17 protein-coding genes and 2 pseudogenes (1 of these 19 cut by a window edge) are annotated in these 24,472 nt (G+C 71.0%); 9 read left to right on the top strand and 10 right to left on the bottom strand.

The annotated features are described in order from the left end of the window. The 4 genes and pseudogenes from F1D61_RS05365 to F1D61_RS05350 form a co-directional block, all read right to left on the bottom strand. Positions 1-297, bottom strand: coding sequence for a helix-turn-helix domain-containing protein (locus F1D61_RS05365; RefSeq protein WP_203156813.1), 297 nt, complete (start codon positions 295-297; stop codon positions 1-3). Continuing rightward, positions 297-551 carry a type II toxin-antitoxin system RelE/ParE family toxin gene (locus tag F1D61_RS05360; protein ID WP_246775723.1) on the bottom strand — a complete coding sequence of 85 codons (255 nt, stop codon included), beginning with the start codon at positions 549-551 and terminating at the stop codon, positions 297-299. The genes F1D61_RS05365 and F1D61_RS05360 overlap by 1 nt, the downstream gene beginning before the upstream one ends. A 368-nt stretch (positions 552-919) precedes the next feature. Continuing rightward, a pseudogene (locus F1D61_RS05355) lies at positions 920-1,773 on the bottom strand (prephenate dehydratase). Between the two features lie 22 nt (positions 1,774-1,795). Beyond that, positions 1,796-2,539 carry a 3-deoxy-manno-octulosonate cytidylyltransferase gene (locus F1D61_RS05350; RefSeq protein ID WP_203156812.1) on the bottom strand — a complete coding sequence of 248 codons (744 nt, stop codon included), beginning with the start codon at positions 2,537-2,539 and terminating at the stop codon, positions 1,796-1,798. Between the two features lie 310 nt (positions 2,540-2,849). On the opposite strand from F1D61_RS05350, the gene F1D61_RS05345 reads away from it, so the two are divergent. The 4 genes from F1D61_RS05345 (at position 2,850) to F1D61_RS05330 (ending at position 8,405) form a co-directional block, all read left to right on the top strand. Beyond that, positions 2,850-3,389 (top strand): c-type cytochrome, encoded by a 540-nt coding sequence (locus F1D61_RS05345; RefSeq protein ID WP_203156811.1) that lies wholly within the window; start codon positions 2,850-2,852, stop codon positions 3,387-3,389. 153 nt (positions 3,390-3,542) lie between these two features. Then, on the top strand, positions 3,543-5,453 hold the full coding sequence (locus F1D61_RS05340) for an extracellular solute-binding protein (protein WP_203156810.1): 1,911 nt from the start codon (positions 3,543-3,545) through the stop codon (positions 5,451-5,453). Beyond that, on the top strand, positions 5,450-7,294 hold the full coding sequence (locus F1D61_RS05335; protein ID WP_203156809.1) for an extracellular solute-binding protein: 1,845 nt from the start codon (positions 5,450-5,452) through the stop codon (positions 7,292-7,294). Before F1D61_RS05340 ends, F1D61_RS05335 begins: the two co-directional genes overlap by 4 nt. A 4-nt stretch (positions 7,295-7,298) precedes the next feature. Next, positions 7,299-8,405, top strand: a complete 1,107-nt coding sequence (locus F1D61_RS05330) for a microcin C ABC transporter permease YejB (RefSeq protein ID WP_203156808.1) — start codon at positions 7,299-7,301, stop codon at positions 8,403-8,405. 218 nt (positions 8,406-8,623) lie between these two features. On the opposite strand, the gene grpE is transcribed toward F1D61_RS05330, so the two are convergent. Then, a complete protein-coding gene (grpE, locus tag F1D61_RS05325; protein WP_203156807.1) occupies positions 8,624-9,220 on the bottom strand; it encodes a nucleotide exchange factor GrpE in 597 nt (198 codons plus the stop codon). A 58-nt stretch (positions 9,221-9,278) separates the two neighbouring features. Further along, positions 9,279-12,116, bottom strand: a complete 2,838-nt coding sequence (locus F1D61_RS05320; protein WP_203156806.1) for a [protein-PII] uridylyltransferase — start codon at positions 12,114-12,116, stop codon at positions 9,279-9,281. A gap of 250 nt (positions 12,117-12,366) precedes the next feature. Here F1D61_RS05320 and F1D61_RS05315 point away from each other — a divergent pair, with 250 nt between their 5' ends. The 4 genes from F1D61_RS05315 (at position 12,367) to F1D61_RS05300 (ending at position 15,782) form a co-directional block, all read left to right on the top strand. Then, entirely contained in the window at positions 12,367-13,353 is a 987-nt protein-coding gene (locus F1D61_RS05315; protein WP_203156805.1) for an aliphatic sulfonate ABC transporter substrate-binding protein, read from the top strand. A 5-nt stretch (positions 13,354-13,358) separates the two neighbouring features. Then, a complete protein-coding gene (locus F1D61_RS05310; RefSeq protein WP_203156804.1) occupies positions 13,359-14,189 on the top strand; it encodes an ABC transporter permease in 831 nt (276 codons plus the stop codon). Positions 14,190-14,410: 221 nt separating this feature from the next. Then, positions 14,411-15,193, top strand: coding sequence for an ABC transporter ATP-binding protein (locus F1D61_RS05305; RefSeq protein ID WP_203156803.1), 783 nt, complete (start codon positions 14,411-14,413; stop codon positions 15,191-15,193). A gap of 79 nt (positions 15,194-15,272) precedes the next feature. Then, a complete protein-coding gene (locus tag F1D61_RS05300) occupies positions 15,273-15,782 on the top strand; it encodes an OsmC family protein (protein ID WP_203156802.1) in 510 nt (169 codons plus the stop codon). Positions 15,783-16,011: 229 nt separating this feature from the next. Here the strand turns inward: F1D61_RS05300 and F1D61_RS05295 are convergent, their stop codons facing one another. After that, the gene (locus F1D61_RS05295; RefSeq protein ID WP_203156801.1) at positions 16,012-18,078 is read right to left on the bottom strand and encodes a M23 family metallopeptidase; all 2,067 of its coding nucleotides are present in this window, start codon (positions 18,076-18,078) and stop codon (positions 16,012-16,014) included. A 343-nt stretch (positions 18,079-18,421) separates the two neighbouring features. Here F1D61_RS05295 and F1D61_RS05290 point away from each other — a divergent pair, with 343 nt between their 5' ends. Further along, on the top strand, positions 18,422-19,006 hold the full coding sequence (locus tag F1D61_RS05290; RefSeq protein ID WP_203158932.1) for a HupE/UreJ family protein: 585 nt from the start codon (positions 18,422-18,424) through the stop codon (positions 19,004-19,006). 49 nt (positions 19,007-19,055) lie between these two features. Here the strand turns inward: F1D61_RS05290 and F1D61_RS34985 are convergent, their stop codons facing one another. The 3 genes and pseudogenes from F1D61_RS34985 to F1D61_RS05270 form a co-directional block, all read right to left on the bottom strand. Then, a complete protein-coding gene (locus tag F1D61_RS34985) occupies positions 19,056-20,471 on the bottom strand; it encodes a MucR family transcriptional regulator (RefSeq protein ID WP_348649428.1) in 1,416 nt (471 codons plus the stop codon). Between the two features lie 216 nt (positions 20,472-20,687). Further along, a complete protein-coding gene (locus F1D61_RS05275) occupies positions 20,688-23,843 on the bottom strand; it encodes an efflux RND transporter permease subunit (RefSeq protein WP_203156799.1) in 3,156 nt (1,051 codons plus the stop codon). Positions 23,844-23,857: 14 nt separating this feature from the next. Further along, a pseudogene (locus F1D61_RS05270) lies at positions 23,858-24,472 on the bottom strand (efflux RND transporter periplasmic adaptor subunit) (its annotated part continues 305 nt past the right edge of the window); the annotation flags it as partial.

Raw genomic sequence — 24,472 nt, 5'->3', positions numbered from 1 at the left:
TTACGTGGCGACGCTCGACAGGGCCCGCTCGACGGCGGCAGGCTCCTTGTCGATGACGATCAGGAGCGTGCGAGCCGCAGCGTCCGGATTGCGGCGCTGTTGCTCCCAGTCGCGAATGGCGGCCGGCGAGAAGCCGAAGCGCTGCGCGAACCTCTCTTGCGAAAGGCCTGTCTTCTTGCGGATACCCGCCACGTCGACGGACGGAGGCGTGAAAATCCGGACCGGCTCCATCTCGCCGCGGGTGATCGCTCTCGCTTCCTGGGCGCTCTTGAGGAGACGTTCGCCGAGCTTCGTCATCAGATCCTCCGTTTCAACGTCGCCAGCCTCGCCGCCACGCCCGCGCGGTAGTCGTCCGCTAAGCACGAAAGCTCAGCTGCAAGGGCGTTCCGCTCCGCCTTGCTCAGGTTCTCGCGATCACCTTTGTCGATGAGGGCCAGGAGGAACAGGGGAACATCGTCGCCGCCGTAATAGTGGATCGTGCGATAGCCGCCGCGCTTTCCTTTGCTCTTCCCGGCGAACCGGACCTTGCGGGCTCCGCCCGTGCCCGCCATCACGGCCCCGGCACGCGGGTTATCCGCAAGCCAGGCCCCGAGATGGCCTGGATCTCGTCGTCGCCGAGTCCGGCTTCCGCTGCGTCCGCCTCGAAGGTGGGCGTGGTCAAGACCGCATGCATGCGCATCATATACGGCAATGCCGTATATGATCAATGCAGGTGCCTGCACAGCCACGGATCCGGCTCGGTGGGAAGAGGACGCCGGATCGGAAGAGTGAGGGACAGGGGTCGTTGTGTTGAGGGGCGAGCGTCCTTCAAACCCCGGTTCTGCCACCCTCCGCGTCATCCCGGGTTCTCGCCTTCGGCGAGCCCCGGGATGACCCTGTGGGTGTGATCGAGGGGTGTCGGAAGCCGACCCCGCTCGCCTTACTCCGCCGGCGGCCGCGCGCTCTCGCGGAACGGATGGGCCGGGTACGTGCCGATGATCCGGAACGCGCTGGAGAAATACGCCAGCTCGTCGAGCGCCCGGCGCAGGGACGGCTCCTCCGGGTGGCCGTCGACCTCGGCGTAGAACTGGGTCGCGGTGAACTGGCCCTCGACCATGTAGCTCTCGAGCTTGGTCATGTTGACGCCGTTGGTGGCAAAGCCCCCGAGCCCCTTGTAGAGCGCGGCCGGGATGTTGCGGACCCGGAACATGAAGCTCGTCACCGTCGGGCCGCTGCCCACCGGCGGCACCGCCGGCTCGCGGGAGAGCACGACGAAGCGGGTGGTGTTGTGCTCCTCGTCCTCGACGTTCTCGGCCAGGATGTCGAGGCCGTAGATCTCGGCGGCGAGCCGCGGCGAGAGCGAGGCACGGGTGCGGTCGCCGGCCTCGGCGACCTGGCGGGCGGCGCCGGCGGTGTCGGGCGCCACGACCGCCTTGAGGCCCAGCCGCCGGATGATCTTGCGGCACTGGCCGAGCGCGTGGACGTGGCTGTGGACGGTGCGGATCTCCTCGAGCTTCACCCCCGGCAGGGCCATGAGCTGGAAGCGGATCGGCAGGAACTGCTCGCCGATGATGTGGAGCCCCGAGGCGGCAGCATGTGGTGGATGTCGGCGACGCGGCCGGCGATCGAGTTCTCGATCGGGATCATGCCGAGGGCCGCCGCGCCGTCCTGCACCGCCGTCAGCGCGTCCTCGAAGGTGGCGCAGGGCAGCGGCGTCCAGTCCGGATAGGCCTCGTTGATGATGATGTGCGAGTTGGCGCCGGGCTCGCCCTGGTAGGAGATCGTTCGGTTCATCGTGAAAAGACTTTCGGGGGGATCAGTTCAGGCGCCGGGCGGCCAGGATGGCCCGGGCGCGGTCGAGGTCGTGCGGCGTGTCGACGCCGAGCGGCACGTCGTCGACCACCACGGCGTCGATCCGCATGCCGGCTTCCAGCGCGCGGAGCTGCTCCAGCTTCTCGCGCAGCTCCAGCGGGCTCGGCGGCAGCGACACGAAGCGCTCGAGCGCCCGGCGGCGATAGGCGTAGAGGCCGATATGGTGCAGGAGCGGGCCGTCGCCGTAGGGCGCGGTGGCGCGGGTGAAATAGAGCGCCCGCAGCCGTCCGGGGGCGATCTGGGAGCCGATCAGCTTGACGACGCTGGGCTCCGTCCGCTCTTCCGGCCGTGTGATGACGGCGCAGAGCGTCGCGATGTCGACCGCCCGGTCGGCGAGCGGCGCGACCGCGGCGGCGATCGCCGCCGGATCGATGGTCGGCAGGTCGCCCTGCACGTTCACCACCACGTCGTGGCGCCCCTCCGGGTCGATCACCTCCAGGGCCTCGGCCAGGCGGTCGGAGCCGGACGGGTGGTCGGGCCGGGTCATCACCGCGAGGCCGCCCACGGCTTCCACCGCCTGCACGATCTCGGCGGTGTCGGTGCAGACCACCACCGGCCCGATTCCGGCCTCGATCGCCCGGCGCCAGACATGCACGATCATCGGCGCGCCGGCGATGTCGGCCAGCGGCTTCTCGGGCAGGCGGGTCGCCGCGAGGCGGGCGGGGATCAGGACGAGCGGATCGGACATGGGCGGATGATTCTGGGCGGAGGATTCGAGGCCGGGCGGGATGTGGTCTTCGAGGATGACGGGTCGTGCGGCAAGCCGCGGCTCTTAGCAGCGCCGGCGGGGCTTGTCATGGCGGGGGCCGGCGGGCGCAGCCTGGCCCGGCACCGTGGCACTGTCCACACGCTGGCGCTCTGCGACGATCCGATGATGTTTAGAGCCATTGTCAACGGTGTCGCAGAACGGCTAAGCACCGGCGGACCTTCAGAGCGGCGTGGGGACGGGCCGCTTCTCGAACCGCCCCTGCTCACCGGAGCATCGGAGCTGCCGACACATGGATTCCTTCGAGCTTAACAAGATCGCCGGCGCAGTGCTCGGCGCCCTGCTCCTCGCGATGGGGACGGGGTTCCTGGCCGAGCTGATCTACAAGCCGAAGCCGGCGGGTGATCGCGGCTACGCGCTGCCGGCCGCAGAGGAGAACGCCGGCGCCGCGGCGCCCGCCGCCGCCAAGGAGGAGCCCCTGCCGGTGCGCCTCGCCAGCGCCGACGCCGCCAAGGGCCAGGCCGCCGCCAAGAAGTGCATGGCTTGCCACAGCTTCGAGAAGGGCGGCCCGAACAAGGTCGGCCCGGACCTCTATGGCATCGTCGAGCGCCCGAAGGGCAGCCACGAGGGCTTCAACTACTCGGCCGCGATGAAGGCCAAGGGCGGCAACTGGACCTACGAGGACCTGGATCACTTCATCCACGGGCCGAAGGCCTTCGTGCAGGGCACCATCATGGCCTTCGCGGGCGTGCCCTCGGGCGCCGAGCGAGCCGACATCCTGGCCTATCTGCGCACCCTGTCCGACAAGCCGGTCGACTTCCCGAAGCCCTGAGCGGCGTCGCGATCACCACGTGACCGAAAAGGCCGGGCGAGAGCCCGGCCTTTTTGCGTGCGGGCCCCCTGCGCCGACGCGCCCGGGTTGGCGGAGCCGCACCCCGCGACCTAGAACGGGGGGAGACCTGTCGCCACCGGAGGATCGCCCCGCGTGATCGCACGCCCCTTCACTCGCCGCTCCGCCCTCGCCCTCCTCGGCCTCGCCGCCCTCCCGGCCGGGGCTCACGGGGACCGCGCACACGCGCAGGGAGCGCCTGCGGCCGGCACCACCGCCGGAGACGGGTGGCGCCACGGCCTGTCGCTGCTGGGCGAGCCGAAATACCCGGCGGGCTTCACGCATTTCGACTACGCGAACCCCGACGCGCCGAAGGGCGGGCTGGTGCGGTTCGGCTCGCAAGGGTCGTTCGACAATTTCAACATGATCGTCGCCGGGGTGAAGGGCGACCTCGAGAGCCAGATCCCGCTGATCTACGACACCCTGCTGGCCCAGGCGCAGGACGAGGCCTCGACCTATTACGGCCTGATCGCCGACGGCGTGAAGCCGGCCGAGGATCTCGGCAGCGTCGTCTACCGCCTGCGGCCGCAGGCGCGCTGGCACGACGGCAAGCCGGTGACGGCGGAGGACGTGGTGTTCTCGTTCGACGTGCTGAAGGAGAACAGCCCGCAATACGCCGCCTACTACCACAACGTGACCAAGGCCGAGGCGACCGGCCCGCACGAGGTGACCTTCACCTTCTCGGAGAAGGGCAACCGCGAATTGCCGCAGATCGTCGGCCAGCTGCCGGTGCTGCCCAAGCACTGGTGGCAGGGCAAGGACGCGAGCGGCAAGACCCGCAACCCGACCGAGACGACGCTGGAGATCCCGCTCGGCTCCGGGCCCTATCGGCTTGCCCGCTTCGATGCCGGCCGCTCCGCCACCTACGAGCGGGTGCCGGATTACTGGGGCCGCGACCTTCCGGTGAACCGGGGGACGAACAACTTCGACACCCAGCGCGCCGAGTATTTTCGCGATGCGACGGTGATGATCGAGGCGTTCAAGGCCGACCAGTTCGACTGGCGCACCGAGAACATCGCCCGCAACTGGGCGACCGCCTATGACGGCTTTCCGGCCGTGCGCGAGGGCCGGATCGTCAAGGAGGAGTTCCCGCAGGCCGGCATGGGCATGATGCAGGCCTTCACCCTCAACCTGCGGCGCAAGAAGTTCACCGACGCGCGGGTGCGCCGGGCCTTCAACCTCGCCTTCGACTTCGAGGAGATGAACCGCACCCTGTTCTACGGGCTCTACAAGCGGGTCGATTCGTACTTCTTCGGCACCGAGCTGGCCTCGTCCGGCCTGCCCGAGGGGCGCGAGAAGGCGATCCTGGAGAGCGTGAAGGACAAGGTCCCGGCTTCCGTCTTCACCACGCCCTACAGGAACCCGGTCAACGGCTCGCCTGAGGCGGTGCGCGCCAACCTCCGGGAGGCGGTGCGCCTGTTCCAGGAAGCGGGCTACGAGATCCGCGGCAACCAGCTGGTCGAGAAGGCTTCGGGCCAGCCCTTCACGGTCGAGTTCCTGGGCTACGACAACTCGGCCGAGCGGGTGGTGCTGCCCTATCGCGCGGCGCTCGAGCGCATCGGCCTCAAGGTGTCGTTGCGGGTGGTCGATCCGGCCCAGTACCAGAACCTCGCCCGCAGCTTCGACTTCGACGCCCTGGCGCTCAGTTCCTGGGCCGAATCGCTCTCGCCCGGCAACGAGCAGCGCGACTACTGGGGTTCGGCCGCCGCCGACCGGCCGGGCTCGCGCAACCTTGCAGGGATCAAGGATGCAGGCGTCGATGCCCTGATCGACAAGGTGATCTATGCCGGCGACCGCGAGGAGCTGGTGGCGGCGACCCGCGCCCTGGACCGGGTGCTGCTTGCCCACGATTTCGTCGTGCCGCAATGGTCCTCGCCGGTGTCGCGGACCCTGCGCTGGAACCGCTTCGCCCATCCGGCCACGCTGCCGAAATACGGCGCCTCGGGCTTTCCGACGACCTGGTGGTACGACAAGGACCTGGCCGCCAAGACCGGGGCGGCGCGATGATGCGCCGTCGCAGTTTCCTGGTGGGGAGCGGGGCGGCCTTGCTCGCCGCCCGCCTCCCGGCCCGCGCGCAAGCCGCGGAACGCCACGGCCTGTCGAGCTTCGGCGACCTGAAATACCCGGCCGACTTCCCGCGCTTCGACTACGTCGAGCCCATGGCGCCGAAGGGCGGCACCTTCTCGGCGCAGCTCTCGACCACCACCGGCAACCAGGCCTTCGAGACCTTCAACACCCTCAACATCTACGTGCTGAAGGGCGACGGCGCCGCCGGCATGGACCTGACCTTCGACAGCCTGATGGTCCGGGCCCTCGACGAGCCGGATGCCGTCTACGGCCTCGTCGCGCGCAGCGTGTCGGTGAGCGACGACGGCCTGGCCTACCGCTTCGGGTTGCGGCCCCAGGCCCGGTTCCATGACGGCTCGCGGCTCACCGCCCGCGACGTCGCCTTCTCGATCATGACGCTCAAGGAGAAGGGCCATCCCCAGATCGCCGCGGTGCTCCGCGACGTCGCCGGCGCGAGCCCGGACGGCGACGATGCGGTGGTGGTGCGCTTTTCCCCCGGCCGCAGCCGCGACCTGCCGCTGATCGTCGCCGGCCTGCCGATCTTTTCCGAAGGCTACTATCGGAATCGCGACTTCGAGGCCTCGACGCTGGAGCCGCCACTCGGCTCCGGGCCCTACCGGGTGGCCCGGTTCGAGGTCGGCCGCTTCATCGCCTTCGAGCGCGTCGCCGATTATTGGGGCGCCGACCTGCCGGTCACCGTCGGCCAGAACAATTTTTCGGAAATCCGCTACGAGTATTTTCGCGACCGCGACGTGGCCTTCGAGGCGTTCAAGGCCGGCACCTTCACCTGGCGCGAGGAATTCACCTCCCGGGTCTGGGCCACCGGCTACGATTTTCCCGCCGCATCGGAGGGCCGGGTCAAGCGTGAGACGGTGCCGGATCACACGCCGTCCGGCACGCAGGGCTGGTTCCTCAACACGCGCCGGGCGGTCTTCCGCGATCCCCGCATCCGCGAGGCGATCGGGCTTGCCTTCGACTTCGAATGGTCGAACCAGAACCTGATGTACGGCGCCTACAAGCGCACCGCGTCGTTCTTCGAGAATTCCGACCTGAAGGCCGAGGGGCTGCCGAGCCCGGGCGAGCTGGCGCTCCTCGAACCGTTCCGGGGTCGGATCCCCGACGAGGTGTTCGGCGAGCCGGTCTCGCCGCCGCGCTCGGACGGGTCGGGCCAGGACCGGGCGTTGCTGCGCCGGGCCGACACGCTCCTGCGCCAGGCCGGCTGCACCCGCGACGGCGGGGTGATGAAGCTGCCGGACGGCCAGCCGCTCGCCTTCGAGTTCCTGGATTCCTCGCCGGTCTTCCAGCCGCTCCTGCAATCCTACATCAAGAACCTGAGCCTGCTCGGCATCCGGGCGAGCTCGCGCCTCGTCGACGCGGCGCAGTACCAGGCGCGGCTCAAGGATTTCGACTTCGACGTGGTCTCGACCCGGTTCGGCGGCTCGGTCACCCCGGGCGCGACCTTGCGCGAGGTCTATGGCAGCCGGGCCGCCAAGGTGGCGGGCTCGCAGAACCTCGCCGGCATCGAGAACCCGGCCGCCGATGCGATGCTCGACCGCATCGCCGATGCCGCCTCGCGCGCCGACCTCACCACCGCCTGCCGGGCTCTCGACCGGGTGCTGCGCGCCGGCCGCTACTGGGTGCCGATGTGGTACGGCGCCCAGCACCGGCTCGCGCTCTGGGACCTCTACGGCCGGCCGCGCGACCTGCCCAAATACAGCCTCGGCGTGCCCGCCCTGTGGTGGCACGACGCCGACAAGGCCCGCAAGATCGGACGGACCTGACGCGATGGCCGCCTACCTCATCCGCCGCCTGCTCCTGATGATCCCGACGATCCTCGGGATCATGCTGATCTCCTTCACGATCGTCCAATTCGCCCCCGGCGGCCCGGTGGAGCGGGTGCTGGCCCAGCTCCAGGGCCAGAACACCGCCATGTCCCGGATCACCGGCGGCGGCGGCGACCTCGCCGGGCGCGGCGGGTCATCGACCGGCGGGGGAGGGGAATCGAATTCCCGCTACCGCGGCGCGCAAGGCCTCGATCCGGCCTTCATCAAGCGCCTGGAGCAGCAATTCGGCTTCGACAAGCCGGCGCCCGAGCGCTTCGTGAAGATGCTGTGGGACTATGCCCGCTTCGATTTCGGCAAGAGCTACTTTCGCGATGTCTCGGTGCTCCAGCTGATCCGCGAGAAGCTGCCGGTCTCGATCAGTCTCGGCTTATGGATGACGCTGATCTCCTATGCGATCTCGATCCCGCTCGGCATCCGCAAAGCGGTGCGCGACGGCTCGCCCTTCGACGTCTGGACGTCGGGCGTCGTCATCATCGGCTACGCGATTCCCGGCTTCCTGTTCGCGATCCTGCTGATCGTGCTGTTTGCCGGCGGCTCGTTCTGGCAGATCTTTCCACTGCGCGGGCTGACCAGCGAGGGCTGGTCGCAATTCTCGCTCGGGCACAAGGTGACGGACTACCTCTGGCACATCACGCTGCCGATCATCGCCATGGCGATCGGGGCGTTTGCCACCTCGACCCTGCTCACCAAGAACTCGTTCCTCGACGAGATCCGCAAGCAATACGTGCTGACCGCCCGGATGAAGGGCCTGTCCGAGCGCCAGGTGCTCTACGGGCACGTCTTCCGCAACGCGATGCTGATCGTCGTGGCGGGCTTTCCGGGCGCCTTCATCTCGGCGTTCTTCGCCGGCTCGCTCTTGATCGAGACCATCTTCAGCCTCGACGGGCTCGGGTTGCTGTCGTTCGAATCGATCGTGAACCGCGACTACCCGGTCGTGTTCGCCAACCTGTACATCTTCTCGCTGCTCGGCCTGGTGGTGAACCTCATCTCCGACCTGACCTATAGCTGGATCGATCCCAGGATCGATTTCGAGGCGCGGGCGGCCTGAGGCGAGATGCGCCCTCCTGAACCCTCCCCCCTCTGCGGGGGAGGGTGCCCGGCGGAGCCGGGCGGGAGAGGGGCAGCGCGACGCTGATCTAGCTGGCGCCCTTCAACGAGGTTGCGACCTCTTCGGAAGCGGCGTCCCCTCTCCCGGCCTGCGCCGCAGGCCACCCTCCCCCGCAGAGGGGGGAGGGTTCGGGCGTCGCGCCCGTTACAGGCGGCGCTTCACGCCTCCGCCGGCTTCGCCTCGGCCTTCGGGCCGCCCTTGGCGACGCCGACCAGGGCCGGGCGCAGGACGCGCTCGCCGATGACGTAGCCCGACTGCACCACCTGCACGACCGTGCCGGAGGTCACGTCGGGGTTGGGCACCTCGAACATCGCCTGGTGCAGGTTGGGGTCGAAGCGCTGGCCCTGCGGCTCGACCCGCTTCACGCCGTGGCGCTCCAGGGTCTTGAGCAGGTCGCGCTCGGTCAGCTCGATTCCGTCGACCAGCGCCTTGAGCGAGCCCTCGGCGCTCGCCCGGGCCTCGGCCGGCACGCTTTCCAGCGCGCGGCGGATGTTGTCGGCGGCGTTGAGCATGTCGCGGGCGAAGTTCGTCACCGCGTAGGTGCGGGCATCGGCCACCTCGCGCTCGGTGCGCCGGCGCAGGTTCTCCATGTCGGCCAGGGTGCGCAGGAGCTTGTCCTTGAGGTCGAGCTTCTCGGCCTCGAGCGCGGCGATCGCGTCAGCGGTGCGCGCGGCCTCCGGCGCGGAGGTGGGAGCGCCCTCGGCAGCCGTGGATTCGTGCGCCCGCGCGGCGTTCTCCGTGTCGTTCGGCGTCATTGTCATTCCGAAAATGGGTCGGGGAGTGATCCCGATATCAGGTGAGAGGCCGGCGAAATCAAGCTTCGCCGGCGGTGGGGGCCGGCTGGCTGCGCTCGTCCTTAAGGGCGGCCTTGCCGGTGCCGCGCCGGCCCTGCCCGGAACGGGGCAGGTCGGCCTCGAACACCGCCATCACGGCCCGGCGGATGGTGGCCTGCCGGTCGGGCTGGGTCACCTTGGTGCCGGTGAGGTCGGTGACGTAGAACACGTCGACCGCCCGCTCGCCGAAGGTCGCGACATGGGCCGAGGTGATGTTGAGGTTGAGCCGGCCGAGCGCCGAGGTGAGATCGAACAGCAGGCCCGGCCGGTCGAGGCCGGAAATCTCCAGCACCGTTTCGCGGGCCGAGAGCGCGTTGTCGATCGACAGGTCCGGGGCGACCTGGAAGGTCCGCGGCCGGTCCTTGATCGGGTGCTTGTCGGCGACGAGGTCGGCGATGCGGATCTCGCCCTTCAGCGCCCGCTCGATCGCCGTGGCGATGCGGCCGGTCCGGCGCATCTCGTCCTCGTCGCGCTCGAAGGCCCGCGACAGGGTGATGGTGTCGAGGACGAAGCCGTCGGCGGTGGTGAAGATCTGCGCGTCGACGATGTTGCCGCCGGCCGCCGCGCAGGCGCCGGTGAGGATCGCGAGCAGCCGCGGATGGTCGGGGGAGTAGACGCAGAGTTCGGTGACGCCCCGCGACGGATCGGTCTCGAACACGGTGGCGACGGTGTTGCCGGCCTCGGCCGCCGCCTTGATGAAGCGGGCATTCTTGAGCTGGCGCCCGGCATCGACCTTGAGCCAGTAATGCGGATAGTGCCGGGCGGCGTAAGCATCGAATTCCTCGGCGCTCCAGTCCGTCAGCTGCTCGCGCAGGCGCATCTGGATCAGCCGGACGCGATCGGTGCGGGCGATCTCCGAGCGCCCGCCCGACAGGACCATCTCGGTCTCGTAGTAGAGGGTGCGCAGGAGCGTCGCCTTCCAGGCGGTCCAGGTGCCGGGGCCGACCGCCTTGATGTCGGCGATGGTGATGACGAGGAGCAGCTTCAGCCGCTCCAGGCTCTGCACCACCCCCGCGAAGGTCTCGATGGTCTTCGGGTCCGAGAGGTCGCGGCTCTGGGCCGTCATCGACATCAGGAGGTGGTGCTCGACGAGCCAGGCGACGGTGCTGGTCTCGGCGGCGTCCAGCCCGAAGCGCGGGCCGAGCTTGCGGGCCACGGCCGCGCCGGCGATCGAGTGGTCCTCCTTCCGGCCCTTGGCGATGTCGTGCAGGAACATCGCCACGTAGAGGGCGCGGCGGTTCTGGATCGTCCCGACGATGCGGTGGGCCAGCGGATGCTCGTCCTCCAGCTCCCCGGCCTCGATCTTCGCCAGCACGCCGAGGGACCGGATCAGGTGCTCGTCCACCGTGAAGTGGTGGTACATGTTGAACTGCATCATCGCGACGATGCGGCCGAAATCCGGCACGAACCGCCCGAGCACCCCGGTCTCGTTCATGTGCCGCAGGACCGTCTCGGGGGCGTTCTGCGAGGTGAGCAGCTCGACGAACAGGCGGTTGGCTTCCGGATCGACCCGCACCATCGGGCCGATCAGGGCGAGCGAGCGGGTCGCGAGGCGGCTGGCATCGGGGTGGATCGGCAGGTCGTGCCGGTCGGAGAGCCAGAACAGCCGGATCAGGTTGATCGGATCGCGCTCGAAGGCGGCGTCGTCGCGCACGTCCAGGCGGCCGGTATGGATGCGGAAATCGTCCGCCTCCAGGTCGGGGGCGCGGAAGTGCTGCTTGAAGCGGCGCAGCCAGCGGTCGAGCACCGGCGGGCGCTTGGCGTGGCGCGCCTCCATCTCGGCGCAGACGATGGCGGTGAGGTCGCCGACATCCTTGGCGATCAGGAAATACGCCTTCATGAACCGCTCGACCGCGGCCAGCCCGCCGCGGGCGCCGTAATCCAGCCGCTCGGCGATGCGCGGCTGCAACCCGAAGGACAGTCTTTCCTCGGAGCGCCCGGTGACGAAGTGCATGTGGCAGCGCACCCGCCACAGGAACTCGTCGCAGCGCTCGAACAGGCGCAACTCGTCGGGGGTGAACAAGCCGGCCTCGACGAGGTCGGCCGCCTCCTTGACCCGGAAGGTGTACTTGGCGATCCAGAACAGGGTGTTGAGGTCGCGCAAGCCCCCCTTGCCGTCCTTGACGTTGGGCTCGACGAGGTAGCGCGAGGCGCCGCTCTTCTGGACCCGGGCGTCGCGCTCCTTGAGCTTGGCCTCGACGAACTCGGCCGCCGTGCCCTGCACCACCTCGCGGTCGAAGCGGGTCTCCAGCTCCTCGAACAGGGCGCGGTCGCCGAACAAGAACCGCGATTCCAGCAGAGCCGTGCGGATCGTCATGTCGCCGCGGCCCTCGCGCAGGCACTCGGCGACCGAGCGGGTGGCGTGTCCCACCTTCAGCTTGAGGTCCCACAGCACGTAGAGCATCGCCTCGACGACGCTCTCGCTCCAGGCGGTCTGCTTGTAGGGCAGCAGGAACAGGAGATCGATGTCGGAGCCCGGCGCCAGCAGGCCGCGGCCGTAGCCGCCGGTCGCCACCACGGCGATCTGCTCGGCCGCGGTCGGGTTGTCGGAGCGATACAGCCGCTTGACCACCGCGTCGTAGATCGCCCGGATCACCGCATCCATCTGGGCGCAGATCAGCCCGGCGCAGGCATGGCCGTCGCGCTCGGCGAGCAGGCGCCGCTCGGCCTCGGCGCGGCCGGCCTCGATGATGCGGCGCAGTTCCGGCACCAGCCGCTCGCGCAGGCGGACGGGATCGCTGAGCGACTGGTCGATGCTGGCGAGCAGTGCCTTGAGGGCGGCGTCGGTGTCGGACGGGTCGATGACGGGTTCGGACATGGCTGCCGGAATCGGGCCTGGAGCGTGGGAGAAAGCGCGCGGCCGGGTTCCGTCGCGTCGCTCCCTGTTTCGCATCACGGCCGGCGGAAAGCCAACGCTTCCGCGTAAAGCACAGGTCCCCACAGGACGAAGCGTTCGGTCCGAAAGGCTGATCCGCTTCATCGGCCGGATCGTTTGACACTCCGAACGGCGCGCCCTAGCTTCCCCACCGTCCGGCCGGGATCGCCGTCCGGGCAGCCAGGGAGAGACGATGCGCATCCATCGCCGCGCACTGATCGGCGCCGCCCTCGGGGCCGTCGGCCTCGCCGCCGCCGGCATTCCGGCCTTCGCGCAAGGGGCCAAGGAGCCCGCGAAGGAGGTGCGCCTCGACTGGGCGACCTACAATCCCGTCAGCCTCGTCCTGAAGGACAAGGGCCTCGTCGAGAAGGCGCTCGCGCCCGATGGCGTCACCGTGCGCTGGGTCCAGTCGCTCGGCTCGAACAAGGCGCTCGAATTCCTCAATGCCGGCTCGATCGATTTCGGCTCGACCGCCGGCGCCGCGGCCCTGCTGGCGCGGATCAACGGCAACCCGATCAAGGCGGTCTACGCCTATTCGCGGCCGGAATGGACCGCTTTGGTGACGCGCCCCAACACCGGCATCACGGCGGTGAAGGACCTGAAGGGCCGCCGCATCGCCGTCACCCGCGGCACCGACCCGCACATCTTCCTGATCCGGGCGTTGCGCGGCGCCGGCCTGACCGAGCGCGACGTGAAGCTGGTGCTGCTCCAGCACCCGGACGGCCGCACGGCGCTCGACCGCGGCGACGTCGATGCCTGGGCCGGCCTCGACCCGATCATGGCGGCGGCCGAGATCGAGAACGGCGACGTGCTGTTCCACCGCGATCCCGCCGCCAACACCTGGGGCGTGCTCAACGTCCGCGAGGATTTCGCCAAGCAGAACCCCGAGCTGACCCGCAAGGTGCTGGCCGCCTACGAGGAGGCGCGCAAGGCGGCGCTCGCCGACCCGCAGGAGCTGAAGCGGATCCTGGTGGCGGCGACCAAGCTCCCCGAGCCGGTGGTGGCGCGCCAGCTCGAGCGCACCGACCTGTCGCAACCGGCCATCGGCAAGCTCCAGGCCGAGACGATCCTGGATGCCGGCACCGCGCTCCTCGATGCCGGGGTGATCCCGGCGGGCACCGATGTCGGCGCCGCGGTGCAGGCCCTGATCGATCCGCGCTTCGGGCCGGCGGCGCGCTGACGCCGATGGCGAGCCCGTTGCCCCTCGCGGCCGCGCCGGCCGCTCCCGTGCCGCGTCGGTCGTTTCGCCTGCCCGGCGGCCGGATGCTCACCGGGCTCGTCCTGCCCCTGGCGCTGGCGCTGGGCTGGGAAGCGGCGGTGCGGGCGGGGCTGGCGCAGGGGCGGCTGGTGCCGCCGCCGAGCCGGGTGCTCGGCACCCTGTGGGGCCTGGCGGAGAGCGGCGAGCTCTGGACCCACGTGCTTGCGAGCCTCACCCGGGTCGCGGCCGGCTTCGGCTTCGGCGCGCTCGCCGGCATCCTGGTCGGTGCGCTCACCGGCACCCTGCCGCTCGTGCAGCGCCTGATCGATCCGAGCCTCCAGGCCCTGCGGGCGATTCCCTCGATCGCCTGGGTGCCGCTGTTCATCCTGTGGTTCGGCATCTTCGAGGCCTCGAAGATCACGCTCATCGCCGTCGGGGTGTTCTTCCCGGTCTATCTCGGGGTGGCGGGCGCCATCGCCGGCGTCGACCGCAAGCTCGTCGAGGTCGGGCGGGTGTTCCGGCTCTCGCAGGCCGCGCTCGCCCGGCGCATCCTGCTGCCGGCGGTGCTGCCCGCGACGCTCGTGGCGCTCCGCACGGGCCTCGGGCTCGGCTTCATGTTCGTGGCGGCGGCCGAGCTGCTCGGCGCCTCGGAAGGCCTCGGCTACCTCCTCCTCGACGGCCAGCAGCTCGGCAAGCCGGACCAGATCGTCGCGGCGATCCTGGCCTTCGCCGCGTTGGGCAAGCTCTGCGACGCGCTGCTCGTCGGGCTGACGCAGCCGCTCGCGCGCTGGCAGGATACTGCGCGGGATACGCTCTGATAGGCTGGTTACGAGAGACCGTTCGCCGTGATCGATCCGTTCACTCCCACCCACGACCTCATCCCGATGTGCTCCGCAGCAGCCTCGAAGGAGGGCTCCCGTTCGCGCAGAGACTTCTGGAGCCCTCCTTCGAGGCTCCTTCCAGTCGCACCTCAGGATGAGGTCGCGAATGGGAGGGGCAAGGTTTTCGTGATGCTGCCGTCGCAGGCCACGCAGGCGCCATGCTGATCCTCGACCGCCTGGCGAAGACCTATGCCGACGGCACGCGGGCGCTCGCCGATCTCTCGCTCGAGGTCCGGGCCGGCGAGATCGTGGCCCTGATCGGCGGCTCGGGCTGCGGCAAGACCACCTTGCTGCGCCTGATCGCCGGGCTCGACCGGGCGAGCGCCGGGGCTATCCGCCTCGACGGCGAGGACATTGCTTCGCCGCATCCGGGCGTCGGCATCGTGTTCCAGGAGCCGCGGCTCCTGCCCTGGCTCAGCGTCGCCGACAACGTCGCCTTCGGCCTCGACGGCCTGCCGAAGGCGGAGCGCCGAACCCGGGTGGCCCACGCCCTGGAGCGCGTCGGCCTCGCCGAGCATGCCGGGCGCTGGCCCCGCGACCTGTCGGGCGGGCAGCAGCAGCGCGTGTCGATCGCCCGCGCCTTCGTCGCCGCCCCGAAGGTGCTGCTCCTCGACGAGCCGTTCTCGGCCCTCGATGCCCTGACCCGGGCCGGGCTGCACCGCCACCTCCTCGCCCTGTGGGAGGAGAGCCGGCCGACCGTGATCCTCGTCACCCACGACGTCGCCGAGGCGGTGGCGCTCGCCGACCGGGCGGTGGTGCTGCGCCCGAAGCCCGGCCGGATCGACGACGCGATCCCGCTGCCCTTGAGCCGCCCGCGCCAGCCCTCGGCGCCGGGCAGCGAGGCCGCCGCCCGCACGATCCTGGCGAGCCTCGACCGCTCCCTGCGACCGGAGGGCGAGCCCGCCCGCGCGAAGCCGGACGCCGCCGCGATGTGGTGGTGAGACCTTCGCCCAGGGCGCTGGCAGGCGACCGGTGCGGGATGCTAAGCCGTTCGCCCATAAACAGGGAGAGACCCACGCCATGGACGCCACCGAACTGCGCTCGCTCCAGGCCCCGATCAAGGATCGCTACCGCAGCGATCCGGACGCGGCCGTCATCACCCTGAAGGCGCAGGGCTCCCTCGACGACGGCGGCATCGCCTGCAAGGTCGAGACCGGCCGGGCGCTGGCGGTGGCCGGCCTGCATCCGGCGAGCGGCGGCTCGGGCGCCGAGCTCTGCTCCGGCGACATGCTCCTCGAAGCCCTGGTGGCCTGCGCCGGCGTGACCCTGAAGGCGGTGGCGACCGCCCTGGAGATCCCGTTGCGCAAGGGGCTGGTCAAGGCCGAGGGCGACCTCGATTTCCGCGGCACGCTCGGCGTCGACAAGGGCGCGCCGGTAGGCTTCCGGGCGATCCGGCTCAGCTTCGAGGTCGACGCGGATGCGCCGCAGGAGAAGCTCGACCAGCTGCTCAAGCTCACCGAGCGCTACTGCGTGGTATTCCAGACCATCAACCAGAAGCCGCAGCTCGACGTGGTGATGACGCGGGGGTGAGGGGAGGCGTGGCGGGTATCCGGGGCCGGGCGCCCGTCCTCACACGTCTCTGTTTCATCCCATCTGCGACCTCATCCTGAGGTGCGAACGGAGTGAGCCTCGAAGGAGGGCTCCAGGGACCTGAGCGAGTACTGGAGCCCTCCTTCGAGGTCAGTCGATTGTCAATCGACTGACACCTCAGGATGAGGGTGAGAGTGGGACAGGAAGGCATGTCCCGTCGAACAATCTGTCAGCGCATCGCCTCGCGCTGCGCCAGGGTCGTCGGCGCGCCCGATTTCTGGATCAGCCCGTCGATCTGGTCGCGCTGGCGGCGGAACTCGGCGAGCAGCCGCCCGTCGAGCTCGCGGCCGCGGGGCACGCGGATCTTCATCGGGTCGACGAAGTGGCCGTTGATGATCACCTCGTAGTGGAGATGCGCGCCGGTCGAGAGGCCGGTGGAACCCACGTAGCCGATGATCTGGCCCTGGCGCGCCTTGGCGCCGGCGCTGACGCCGCGGCCGAACCGCGACATGTGGTTGTAGGTGGTGACGTAGCCGTTGGCGTGCTGGATCTCGACCCGGCGGCCGTAGCCGGAATCCCACTCCGCCTTGATGATCGTGCCGTTGCCGGCGGCGAAGATCGGGGTGCCGATGCGGATCGACCAGTCGACGCCAGTATGGAGCTTGGCGTAGCCGAGCACCGGGTGACGGCGGTAGCCGAAGCCGGAACTCATGTTGCCGTCGGCCACCGGCTTGCGGATCAGGAACTTCTTCAGCGAGCGGCCGGCCTCGTCGAGATAGTCGACGCTGCCGTCGTCGGGCGACTGGAAGCGGTAGATCCGCCGCGATTCGCCGCCGAGATTGAGCGCCGCGAAGAGGATGTCGGGCCGCTCGGACGAGCCGCCGGATTCCTCGTCGTAGGTATAGAACAGCTCGATCCCGTCGCCGGTGGCGACGCGGCGCTGGAAGTCGACGTCGTAGCCGAAGATCCGCACCAGGTCCTCGACGGTGGAGCGCGGCAGGTCGTGGCGCGCCGCGGTCTCGTAGAGGCTGGCATAGAGGCGGGCTCCCGTGCCGCCCTCGTCGTCGTCGTCGGCCTCGGGCTTGGCGGCCGGCTTCTGCGCGGCCCCCTCCGGCACCGGCGGGGCCACCGACACGAAGGCGCCGCGGTCGTTCATGGCGGCGATCGCCTCGACGCCGGATTCGCCGTAGAGAATCACCCGGGTGAGCTGGCGCGGGTCGCCGGCCCGGGGGCCGGGGCCGACCTGGAGCCGCATCTGCTGACCCTCGCCGACCGCGCCCGAGCGGACGCGGGTGCCGAGCGCCGCCAGGATCGGGCGGATCTGCTCGTCGAGGCCGCCATTGGCCCTCAGCACGCCCTCCAGTGTCTCGCCGCGCTTGATCGCGACGTCGCGATCCTCGACCAGCGGCGCGTCGCGCTCGCGCTCCATCTTGGCGAGATCGGTGACGTTCTCGCGCATCACCCGGACCTCGATCGACTTGAACGGGCCGGACGAGCCGCCGAAATCGCCGCCGCCGTCGAGGCCCGGCAGGGTCGCCATGCTGCGCAGGGTCCGCGAGAGCATCAGCTGCGGGGCGATGGGGAGCGCGGCGCGGCGCCCGGCCTCGGCGGCGAGCCGCCGCTCCTCCTCGATCTGCGCCGCCACGTCCTCGTCCGAGAGGGCGGGGGAACCGGCCGGCACCGCGAGGTCGCCGAGGTCGCGCTTGACCACCGACACCTCGGCATCCGGCGCCTCGGCCGTCGTCGCGGCCTGCGCCTCCGGGGCCCGGTCGTTGCCCGGATCGGAGAAGAAGCGCATCGGATCGAAGGCCGGGATGTCGGTCGCCGCCATCCCGGCGGTGGCCGAGAGCGCGGTGGCGATCCGCACGAAGGGCCGGACCTTGATGATCTCGCGCTCGCCGGCCCGCAGGGTCACCGGGGCCTTGAAGCTCTGCTTGGCGAGCGCCACCATCGGGTTGCGCACCAGCCGGTCGCCCTTGCGGGCGAGGTTGGTGCCGCCCTCGCTGGCGACCGGGCGGGGCGCCACGGTCACCGCCTGCGGCGATTCCGCGAAGGTGATCTCGCCCTGCAGCGAGACCCAGATCGCCGAGCCGATCAGGCCGGCGCCGGTCATGCCGGTGAGCACGCAGGCCGTGAGCCAGCGGAGGTTCACGTCGCGCCGGTCGGCGCGGGGCGAGGCGGCGCCCGACAGGTCGAGCGGCGGTTCGCGGCCCGGATCGGCGGACCGGCCGCGGGGCGCCTGCTGGGATCCGACCGGGTCGAGCCGCGCGCGCTTCACCGTCTCTCCTTCGCTCATCCGTTCCGGCGCCGCCGCGGACGAGCCACGGCGGCGGAAGGACGCTCCGGCCCGCTTCCGCAGCGCCGCGACCATGCGTGGCCGAGGCAGGGAAATCAACGGCGGGCGGGGGGCCTTCCCCAACCGGCGTCACGCTCCGGTGCGGTCCTTGTGCGAGGCTGTCTCTCCGGTGCCAGCATGTCAGGATTGAGGCGTCGAGGCGCGCTGCGCGGACGGGCTCGTTATGCCGCATGGACGCCGCCCCGGACCGGACCAGTTTCGGTCCCGGTCGCGCCTGCGGTACGGTTCCTGCAAGACGGTCCCTGCAAGACGGTTCCGCCACCCGCCCCGGGAGTTCTCCATGATGCGTCGTCACGCCGGCCTCGCCGCCGCCTTCTTGCTCCTCTCCTCCCAGGCCGCCCTGGCGCATCCGGGCCATGGCGGCGCCGCCGGGCTCGCGCAGGGCTTCGCCCATCCCCTGAGCGGGGCGGACCACCTGCTCGCCATGGTGGCGGTCGGCCTGCTGGCGGCCGCGCGGGGCGGGCGGGCCCTCTGGGCGGTGCCGCTGGCCTTCCTCGGCATGATGGCCGTCGGCGGGGCGCTCGGCGCCGCCGGCATCGCGCTGCCCTTCGTCGAGACCGGGATCGGCCTGTCGGTCGTCGCCTTCGGCGTCGCGGCGGCGTTCGGCGCCGGCCTGCCGCTGGCAGCGGCGCTCGCCCTGGTCGGGGCCTTCGCGGTGTTCCACGGCCATGCCCACGGCGCCGAGATGCCGGAGACCGCCTCCGGCCTCGCCTACGGTCTCGGCTTCCTCGCCGCGAGCGCGCTCCTGCACCTCGCCGGGATCGGCCTCGGGCTCGCCGCCGGCCGTGTCGCCCGAGGCCGCGCGCTGCCCTTCGCGGGCGCCGCGGTCGCGGTAGCGGGCGTGGCGGTGCTGGCCGGCGGCGCCTGACGAGCGAAACGGCAGATCGAGGATCGGGGCCGCGCGGCGGCTCCCGGTGTCAGCCCGGATTGACCGCGGTCGCGAGCCAGCAGGCGCCGCCGAGGCGCACCGGGCGTTCCGCCGGCATCGCCTGCCGCAACGCCGCCAGGGCCCGCTCGCGCAGGGCGGGATCCTCGACCTCGCGCAGGAGCCCGGCGATCGGCCCGACGGTGGCGGAAAAACGCGTGGCTTCCTCCTGATCGGCCCCGATCTCCAGCAGTCGGTCGACGCGCGCGACCGCGGCGCTCGCGAAGCCCGCCTGCCGGAGGAGGTCCACCAGCGCGTCGCCATCGGCGAACCGGAACGGCCCCGGACCGCCCGGCGGCGACGGGGCCGGCTCGGGCAGCACGGTCAGCACCGCGTCGCGCGGCACCGTCACCCAGGCATTCTCGGCGAGCGAACGCCAGCACAGGACGGCGACGCGACCGCCCGGTCGCAGGGCCCGCCGGATGTTGGCGAAGGCCGCGCGCGACTCCTCGAAGAACATCACCCCGAAGCGCGACAGCGCGATGTCGTGCTCCGGCGCGAAGGGATGGGTCTGGGCGTCGGCCTCGATCCAGGTGACCGCCGCGCCGGCGGCCGGCCGGGTGCGGGCCCGGGCCAGCATCGGCCGGGACACGTCCACCGCTGCGACGGCCCCGTCCGGTCCCGTGCGCGAGGCCGCGAGCAGGGCGGTCTCGCCGCAGCCGCAGCCGATATCGAGCACCCGCTCGCCGGGCCGCAAATCCGCGCCGTCGATGAGGGCCGCGGTCAGGGGCGAGAAGACCCGGTCGAGCTCCGCCTGCATGTCGGCCCAGCGGGTGCCGACATCGCCGTTCCAGTACGCGGTCTGGGTGATCGGCTCCGGCATCGGGTCCCTCGTCGTCTCTCGGCTGTCGCCCGACAAGCGGTACACCGGCGCGGGGCGGCAGGCGAGACGGGACCATCCGTCAGGCCATCTCGCCTCAGGTCGTATTGGGTCAGGTCGTCTTTCTCGGACGTCCGCGCCGCCCGGGCGGGGCGGGGGCATCATCGCGGCCTCGGCCCCGCGCAGGCGGCGCCGGCCGAGCCCGCTGTTCTTGGCGAGCTCCGAGCGCTGCGAGGCGTAGTTGGCCGCGACCATCGGGTAGTCGCGCGGCAGGCCCCACTTCTCGCGGTACTGGTCCGGCGTGAGGCCGCGGCCGGCGAGGTGGCGCTTGAGCGTCTTGTAGGGCTTGCCGTCCTCGAGGCTGATGATGTGGTCCGCCGTCACCGTCCGGCGGATCGGGATCGGCGGCTCGGGTTTCGGCGCCTCGGGCGGCGGCGGTGCCATCAGCTGGGTCAAGGTGGAGTGAATGGCACCGATCATCGGCGGCAATTCGTTCGGCGGCACCGCGTTGTTGGATACGTAGGCCGTGATGATCGCGGCACATAGATCGACGACGCGGTCACCGGAACCATTCTCCTCGACGTTCATCACCCCACCCCGTCTGCATCCCCCATCAAGAATGCATGACGACGATCGAACGTCAAACAGACTGCGTGATCACGGCGCTTCATCCTGTGGGCGTAACCGCTCTTCATCAGTCAACATCTATGCGCGACGGCTAACTTATGTTTATGGATGTGGCTACGCTCTTCGATGTAGGCCGCCGTGCCGGGACGGCCGGCAGGCCCGCCACCGGACCTGCCCTCACATGCCCCGGCGGCGAGGGAAACGCGCGAACCGCTCCGCCAGGACCGGCAGGACCGTGAGGTTCAGGAGCGTCGAGCTGGCGAGCCCGCCGAGGATCACGATCGCCATCGGCCCCTCGATCTCGCGGCCGGGCTCGCCGGCGCCGAGCGCCAGGGGCAGGAGGCCGAGGCCGGTGACGAGCGAGGTCATCAGGATCGGCACCAGCCGGTCGGCGGCGCCCTCGATCGCCGTGGCCCGGGTCCAGGGCCGCCCCTCGGCGAGCACGAGATGCTCGTAATGGGCGATCATCATGATGGTGTTGCGCAACGAGATGCCGAACAGCGTCACGAAGCCGACGATGACGCCGAGGGACACGAGCCCACCGGTCGCCGCCACGGCCAGCACCCCGCCGACGACGGCGAAGGGCAGGTTGACGAGGATCAGCAGGAGGTTGGCGAGAGACCCGGTGACGACCGCCAGCAGGAGCAGGATCCCGAGCCCCGCGAGGCCGGCATGAAGCGCGAGGTCGCGGCGGGCCTGTCCTTGCGCCTCCGCCGCGCCGCCGATCCCGACATAGACGCCCGGCGGCAGCTTCACCTCCCGGTCGATCTTCCGCTTCACCGCCTGCGTGAACGAGGCGATGTCCCGTCCCTCGACGTTCGCCGTCACCACCCGCACCCGCTGCGCGCCGTGATGCGCGATGGCGTAGCGCCCCATCGTCTCGTAGACGTCGGCGACCTGCGACAGGCGGATGGTGCTGCCGCCGGGCGTGCGCAGCGGCAGGTCGCCGAGGCTCGTCAGCCGGGAGCGGGCGGCGGGGTCGAGGACGACCACGACGTTGAAGACCGCGTTGCCCTCGTAGGACTGGCCGACCGTGTCGCCCTGGAAGGCGGTGCGGGCGAGTTCCAGCACCTCGATCGCATCGAGGCCCCAGTGGCGCAGGTCGACGGGGCGCAGGGCGATGGTGATCTGCGGCAGTCCGGTGGCCAAGCGGAGCTGGATGTCGGCCGCGCCCCTCACCTCCGCCAGTTCCCGCGCCACGTCCCGGGCCGCCGCGTCGATCCGGTCGAGATCCGCCCCGTAGACGCTGACCACCACCGGCGCGGTGAAGCCCGACACCACCTCCTCGATGCGCTCGGTGAGGAAGGTCTTGAGCGAGAAGGTCGCCCCCGGCGTCGCCGCCATCAGCGCGCGGATCCCGGCCTCGGCCCGCTCCTGGGCCGCGCCGTCGAGGCCGGGGGCGAGGTCGACATGGATCTCGCTCTCGTGCGTCCCGCCGAGATCGTAGCCGGCCTCGGCCCGGCCGACCTGCTGGGCGACCGCCCGCACTCCCGGAATCGCCTTGAGCCCGGCGGTGACGTGGCCGCCGAGCCGCAGCGTCTCCTTCAGGGAGGTGCCGGGCGCGCTCGCCATGTGCAGGATGAAGTGCCCCTCCTTGAGATCGGGGAGGAACGCGCCGCCGAAGGAGGGCACCGGGACCGCGCTGCCCAAGACCACGAGCAGGCCCGCCAGGCCCACGAGGACCGGGTGTCGTGACAGACCTTCGAGCAGCCGGACATAGACGTGGCGCACCGCCCGGGTGACCGGCGGCTCCCGGGCCGGCAGCGCCTTGCGCCCGGCGAGCAGCAGGCGCGCGAGCGCCGGCGTGACCGTGAGCGCCACGACCAGCGAGGCCAGCACCGCCAGGATGTAGGCGAGGGCGAGCGGCCCGAACAGGCGGCCCGGCACGCCCGAGAGCGCCAGCACCGGCAGGAAGACCAGCAGCACCGCGAAGGTCGCGTAGGCGACCGAGACCCGGACCTCCAGGATGGCGTCCAGCACCACCCGGGCTTCGGGCCGGGGCAAGGCGAGGCGCCGGTTCTCCCGCAGGCGGCGCATCGCGTTCTCGACGCCGATCACCGCGTCGTCGACCACCTCGCCGATGGCGATGGCGAGCCCGCCGAGCGTCATGGTGTTGAGGCTCTGGCCGAACGCCCCGAGCACCAGGACGGCGCCGATGAGCGAGAGCGGGATCGCCGTCGCGCTGATCAGCGCCGTGCGCCAGTCGAACAGGAACACCACCAGCACGACGACGACGAGAAGGCCGCCGAGCGCCAGGGCCTGGAGAACGTGGCCGGTGGCCTGCGCGACGAACCCGGCCGGGCGGAACAGGTCCTTGCGCAGGGTGATCCCGTCCCGGGCGAGGCCGGGCTGCAACTCGGCGAGCGCCGCCTCGACGCCTGCCGCGACCTCGACGGTGTTGGTGCCGTATTGGGCCCCGATCATCATCAGGATTCCGGGCTTCCCGTCGACCAGGGCGGCGCTGATCGCCGGTTCCGGGCCGGCGACCACGTCGGCGACGTCGCCGAGCACGACGCTCGCGCCGCCTTCGTTGATCAGCACCGTGCGGGCGACCGCCGCCGGAGTCACCGACTGCCCCTCGGTCTGGAGGGTGATGCGCTGGTTGGCCGTATCGATGAAGCCGGCCCCGCGCACGCCCGTCGCCTTGCGGCCGGCGGCGAGCACGTCGTTGAGACCGAGGCGGAAGCGGATCAGGTCCTGCGGCCGGACCTGGATGCGGATCGACCGGATGTCGCCGCCATAGACCAGCACCTCGCCCACGCCGGGCGCCGCGAGAAGGCGCAGGCGCACCCGCCAATCCGCGACCGTCCGCAGGTCCATGAGCGAGCGGGTGTCGGAGGTGAGGCCGATCAGCAGGATCGCGCTCGTCGAGGAGGTCAGCGCCGTCATCGCCGGCGCCGCCACGCCCTGGGGCAGCCGGCCGGCGAGCCCGGCCAGACGCTCGCCGACGAGCTGGCGTGCCCGGTAGATGTCGCTGCCCTGCCGGAAGGTCGCGGTCACCACCGAGACGCCCTGGATCGAGTTCGACCGCAGGGTGGCGAGCCCGGGCAGGCCGTTGACGGCCCCCTCGACGGCCTGGGTGACCAGCACCTCGACCTGTTCCGGGTTGAGGCCGGGCGCCTCGGTCTGCACCGTGACGGCGGGCGGGGCGAATTCCGGAAAGACGTCGTACTTGGCCGAACCCAGGGAGAGGAGGCCGTAGACGACGAGGGCGAGCGCGAGGACGACGACGACGCCTGACCGGCGCACGGCGAAGGCCACCAGGGCGGCCTGCAGACCGGCGGGCGCGCCGGCCGGCGGCGGCGCGGTCGGGATCGGATCGGGGATGCTCACTCGTCCGGCTGCTTCTAATCGTCGTCCGCGTCGCCGGAGGCCTGGACCTGGCCCTTCAGCTCCTCGCTGAGCACCGCCTGGGCCCGGCCACCACGATATCCGCCTCGGGGCCCAGGTCGTCGACGACGTAGCGGTCGGCGGAGATCGCCGCATCGGCCTTGAGCGGGTGGCGGGCGAAGGTGTCGGGGCCGACGCCGCGATAGATCCAGGCGCCGCCCTGCCAGTGGATCACGGCACTCTCCGGCACCGCGATCCCGACGCTCTCCCGGGGCGAGGTGAGGAAGGCCTGCACGCTCATGCCGGGCAGGAGGCCGGCCTCGCCGGCGACGAGGTAGTAGTAGCTGACGCCCTGGATGCGCTGGTCGGTCCGCGTCGCCGGCGAGACGAGGCGCAAGGGGACCCGCTCGCTCTGGGGCGGCACCTCGGCGGAGGCCGTGGCCGGGGGCGGCTTCATGGCCTCGCCGGAGGGCAGCGTCACCTGCACCAGGAGGTCCGCCCGCTCGATCAGGCGGGTGACGAGGGGCGAGCGCTCGACGATCGCCCGGCCGAGCACCGGCCCCCATTCCTGCTGCGCGGTGGCGGCGAGGGTCCGCAACTGCGATTCGGCGGCCGCCACCGCCGCCTCGTCG

It is taken from the genome of Methylobacterium aquaticum (assembly GCF_016804325.1).
GTDB lineage: Bacteria > Pseudomonadota > Alphaproteobacteria > Rhizobiales > Beijerinckiaceae > Methylobacterium > Methylobacterium aquaticum_C.
The sequence above is the reverse complement of the archived record's forward strand: the minus strand, read 5'-3'. Positions and strand labels throughout refer to the sequence as shown.

Excerpts from the sequence above, each read along its gene's own strand:
- F1D61_RS05365 (WP_203156813.1), bottom strand. The coding sequence starts at position 297 with ATGACGAAGCTCGGCGAACGTCTCCTCAAGAGCGCCCAGGAAGCGAGA.
- F1D61_RS05360 (WP_246775723.1), bottom strand. The coding sequence starts at position 551 with ATGGCGGGCACGGGCGGAGCCCGCAAGGTCCGGTTCGCCGGGAAGAGC.
- F1D61_RS05350 (WP_203156812.1), bottom strand. The coding sequence starts at position 2,539 with ATGTCCGATCCGCTCGTCCTGATCCCCGCCCGCCTCGCGGCGACCCGC.
- F1D61_RS05345 (WP_203156811.1), top strand. The coding sequence starts at position 2,850 with ATGGATTCCTTCGAGCTTAACAAGATCGCCGGCGCAGTGCTCGGCGCC.
- F1D61_RS05335 (WP_203156809.1), top strand. The coding sequence starts at position 5,450 with ATGATGCGCCGTCGCAGTTTCCTGGTGGGGAGCGGGGCGGCCTTGCTC.
- F1D61_RS05330 (WP_203156808.1), top strand. The coding sequence starts at position 7,299 with ATGGCCGCCTACCTCATCCGCCGCCTGCTCCTGATGATCCCGACGATC.
- grpE (WP_203156807.1), bottom strand. The coding sequence starts at position 9,220 with ATGACGCCGAACGACACGGAGAACGCCGCGCGGGCGCACGAATCCACG.
- F1D61_RS05320 (WP_203156806.1), bottom strand. The coding sequence starts at position 12,116 with ATGTCCGAACCCGTCATCGACCCGTCCGACACCGACGCCGCCCTCAAG.
- F1D61_RS05315 (WP_203156805.1), top strand. The coding sequence starts at position 12,367 with ATGCGCATCCATCGCCGCGCACTGATCGGCGCCGCCCTCGGGGCCGTC.
- F1D61_RS05310 (WP_203156804.1), top strand. The coding sequence starts at position 13,359 with ATGGCGAGCCCGTTGCCCCTCGCGGCCGCGCCGGCCGCTCCCGTGCCG.
- F1D61_RS05305 (WP_203156803.1), top strand. The coding sequence starts at position 14,411 with ATGCTGATCCTCGACCGCCTGGCGAAGACCTATGCCGACGGCACGCGG.
- F1D61_RS05300 (WP_203156802.1), top strand. The coding sequence starts at position 15,273 with ATGGACGCCACCGAACTGCGCTCGCTCCAGGCCCCGATCAAGGATCGC.
- F1D61_RS05295 (WP_203156801.1), bottom strand. The coding sequence starts at position 18,078 with ATGAGCGAAGGAGAGACGGTGAAGCGCGCGCGGCTCGACCCGGTCGGA.
- F1D61_RS05290 (WP_203158932.1), top strand. The coding sequence starts at position 18,422 with ATGCGTCGTCACGCCGGCCTCGCCGCCGCCTTCTTGCTCCTCTCCTCC.
- F1D61_RS34985 (WP_348649428.1), bottom strand. The coding sequence starts at position 20,471 with ATGAACGTCGAGGAGAATGGTTCCGGTGACCGCGTCGTCGATCTATGT.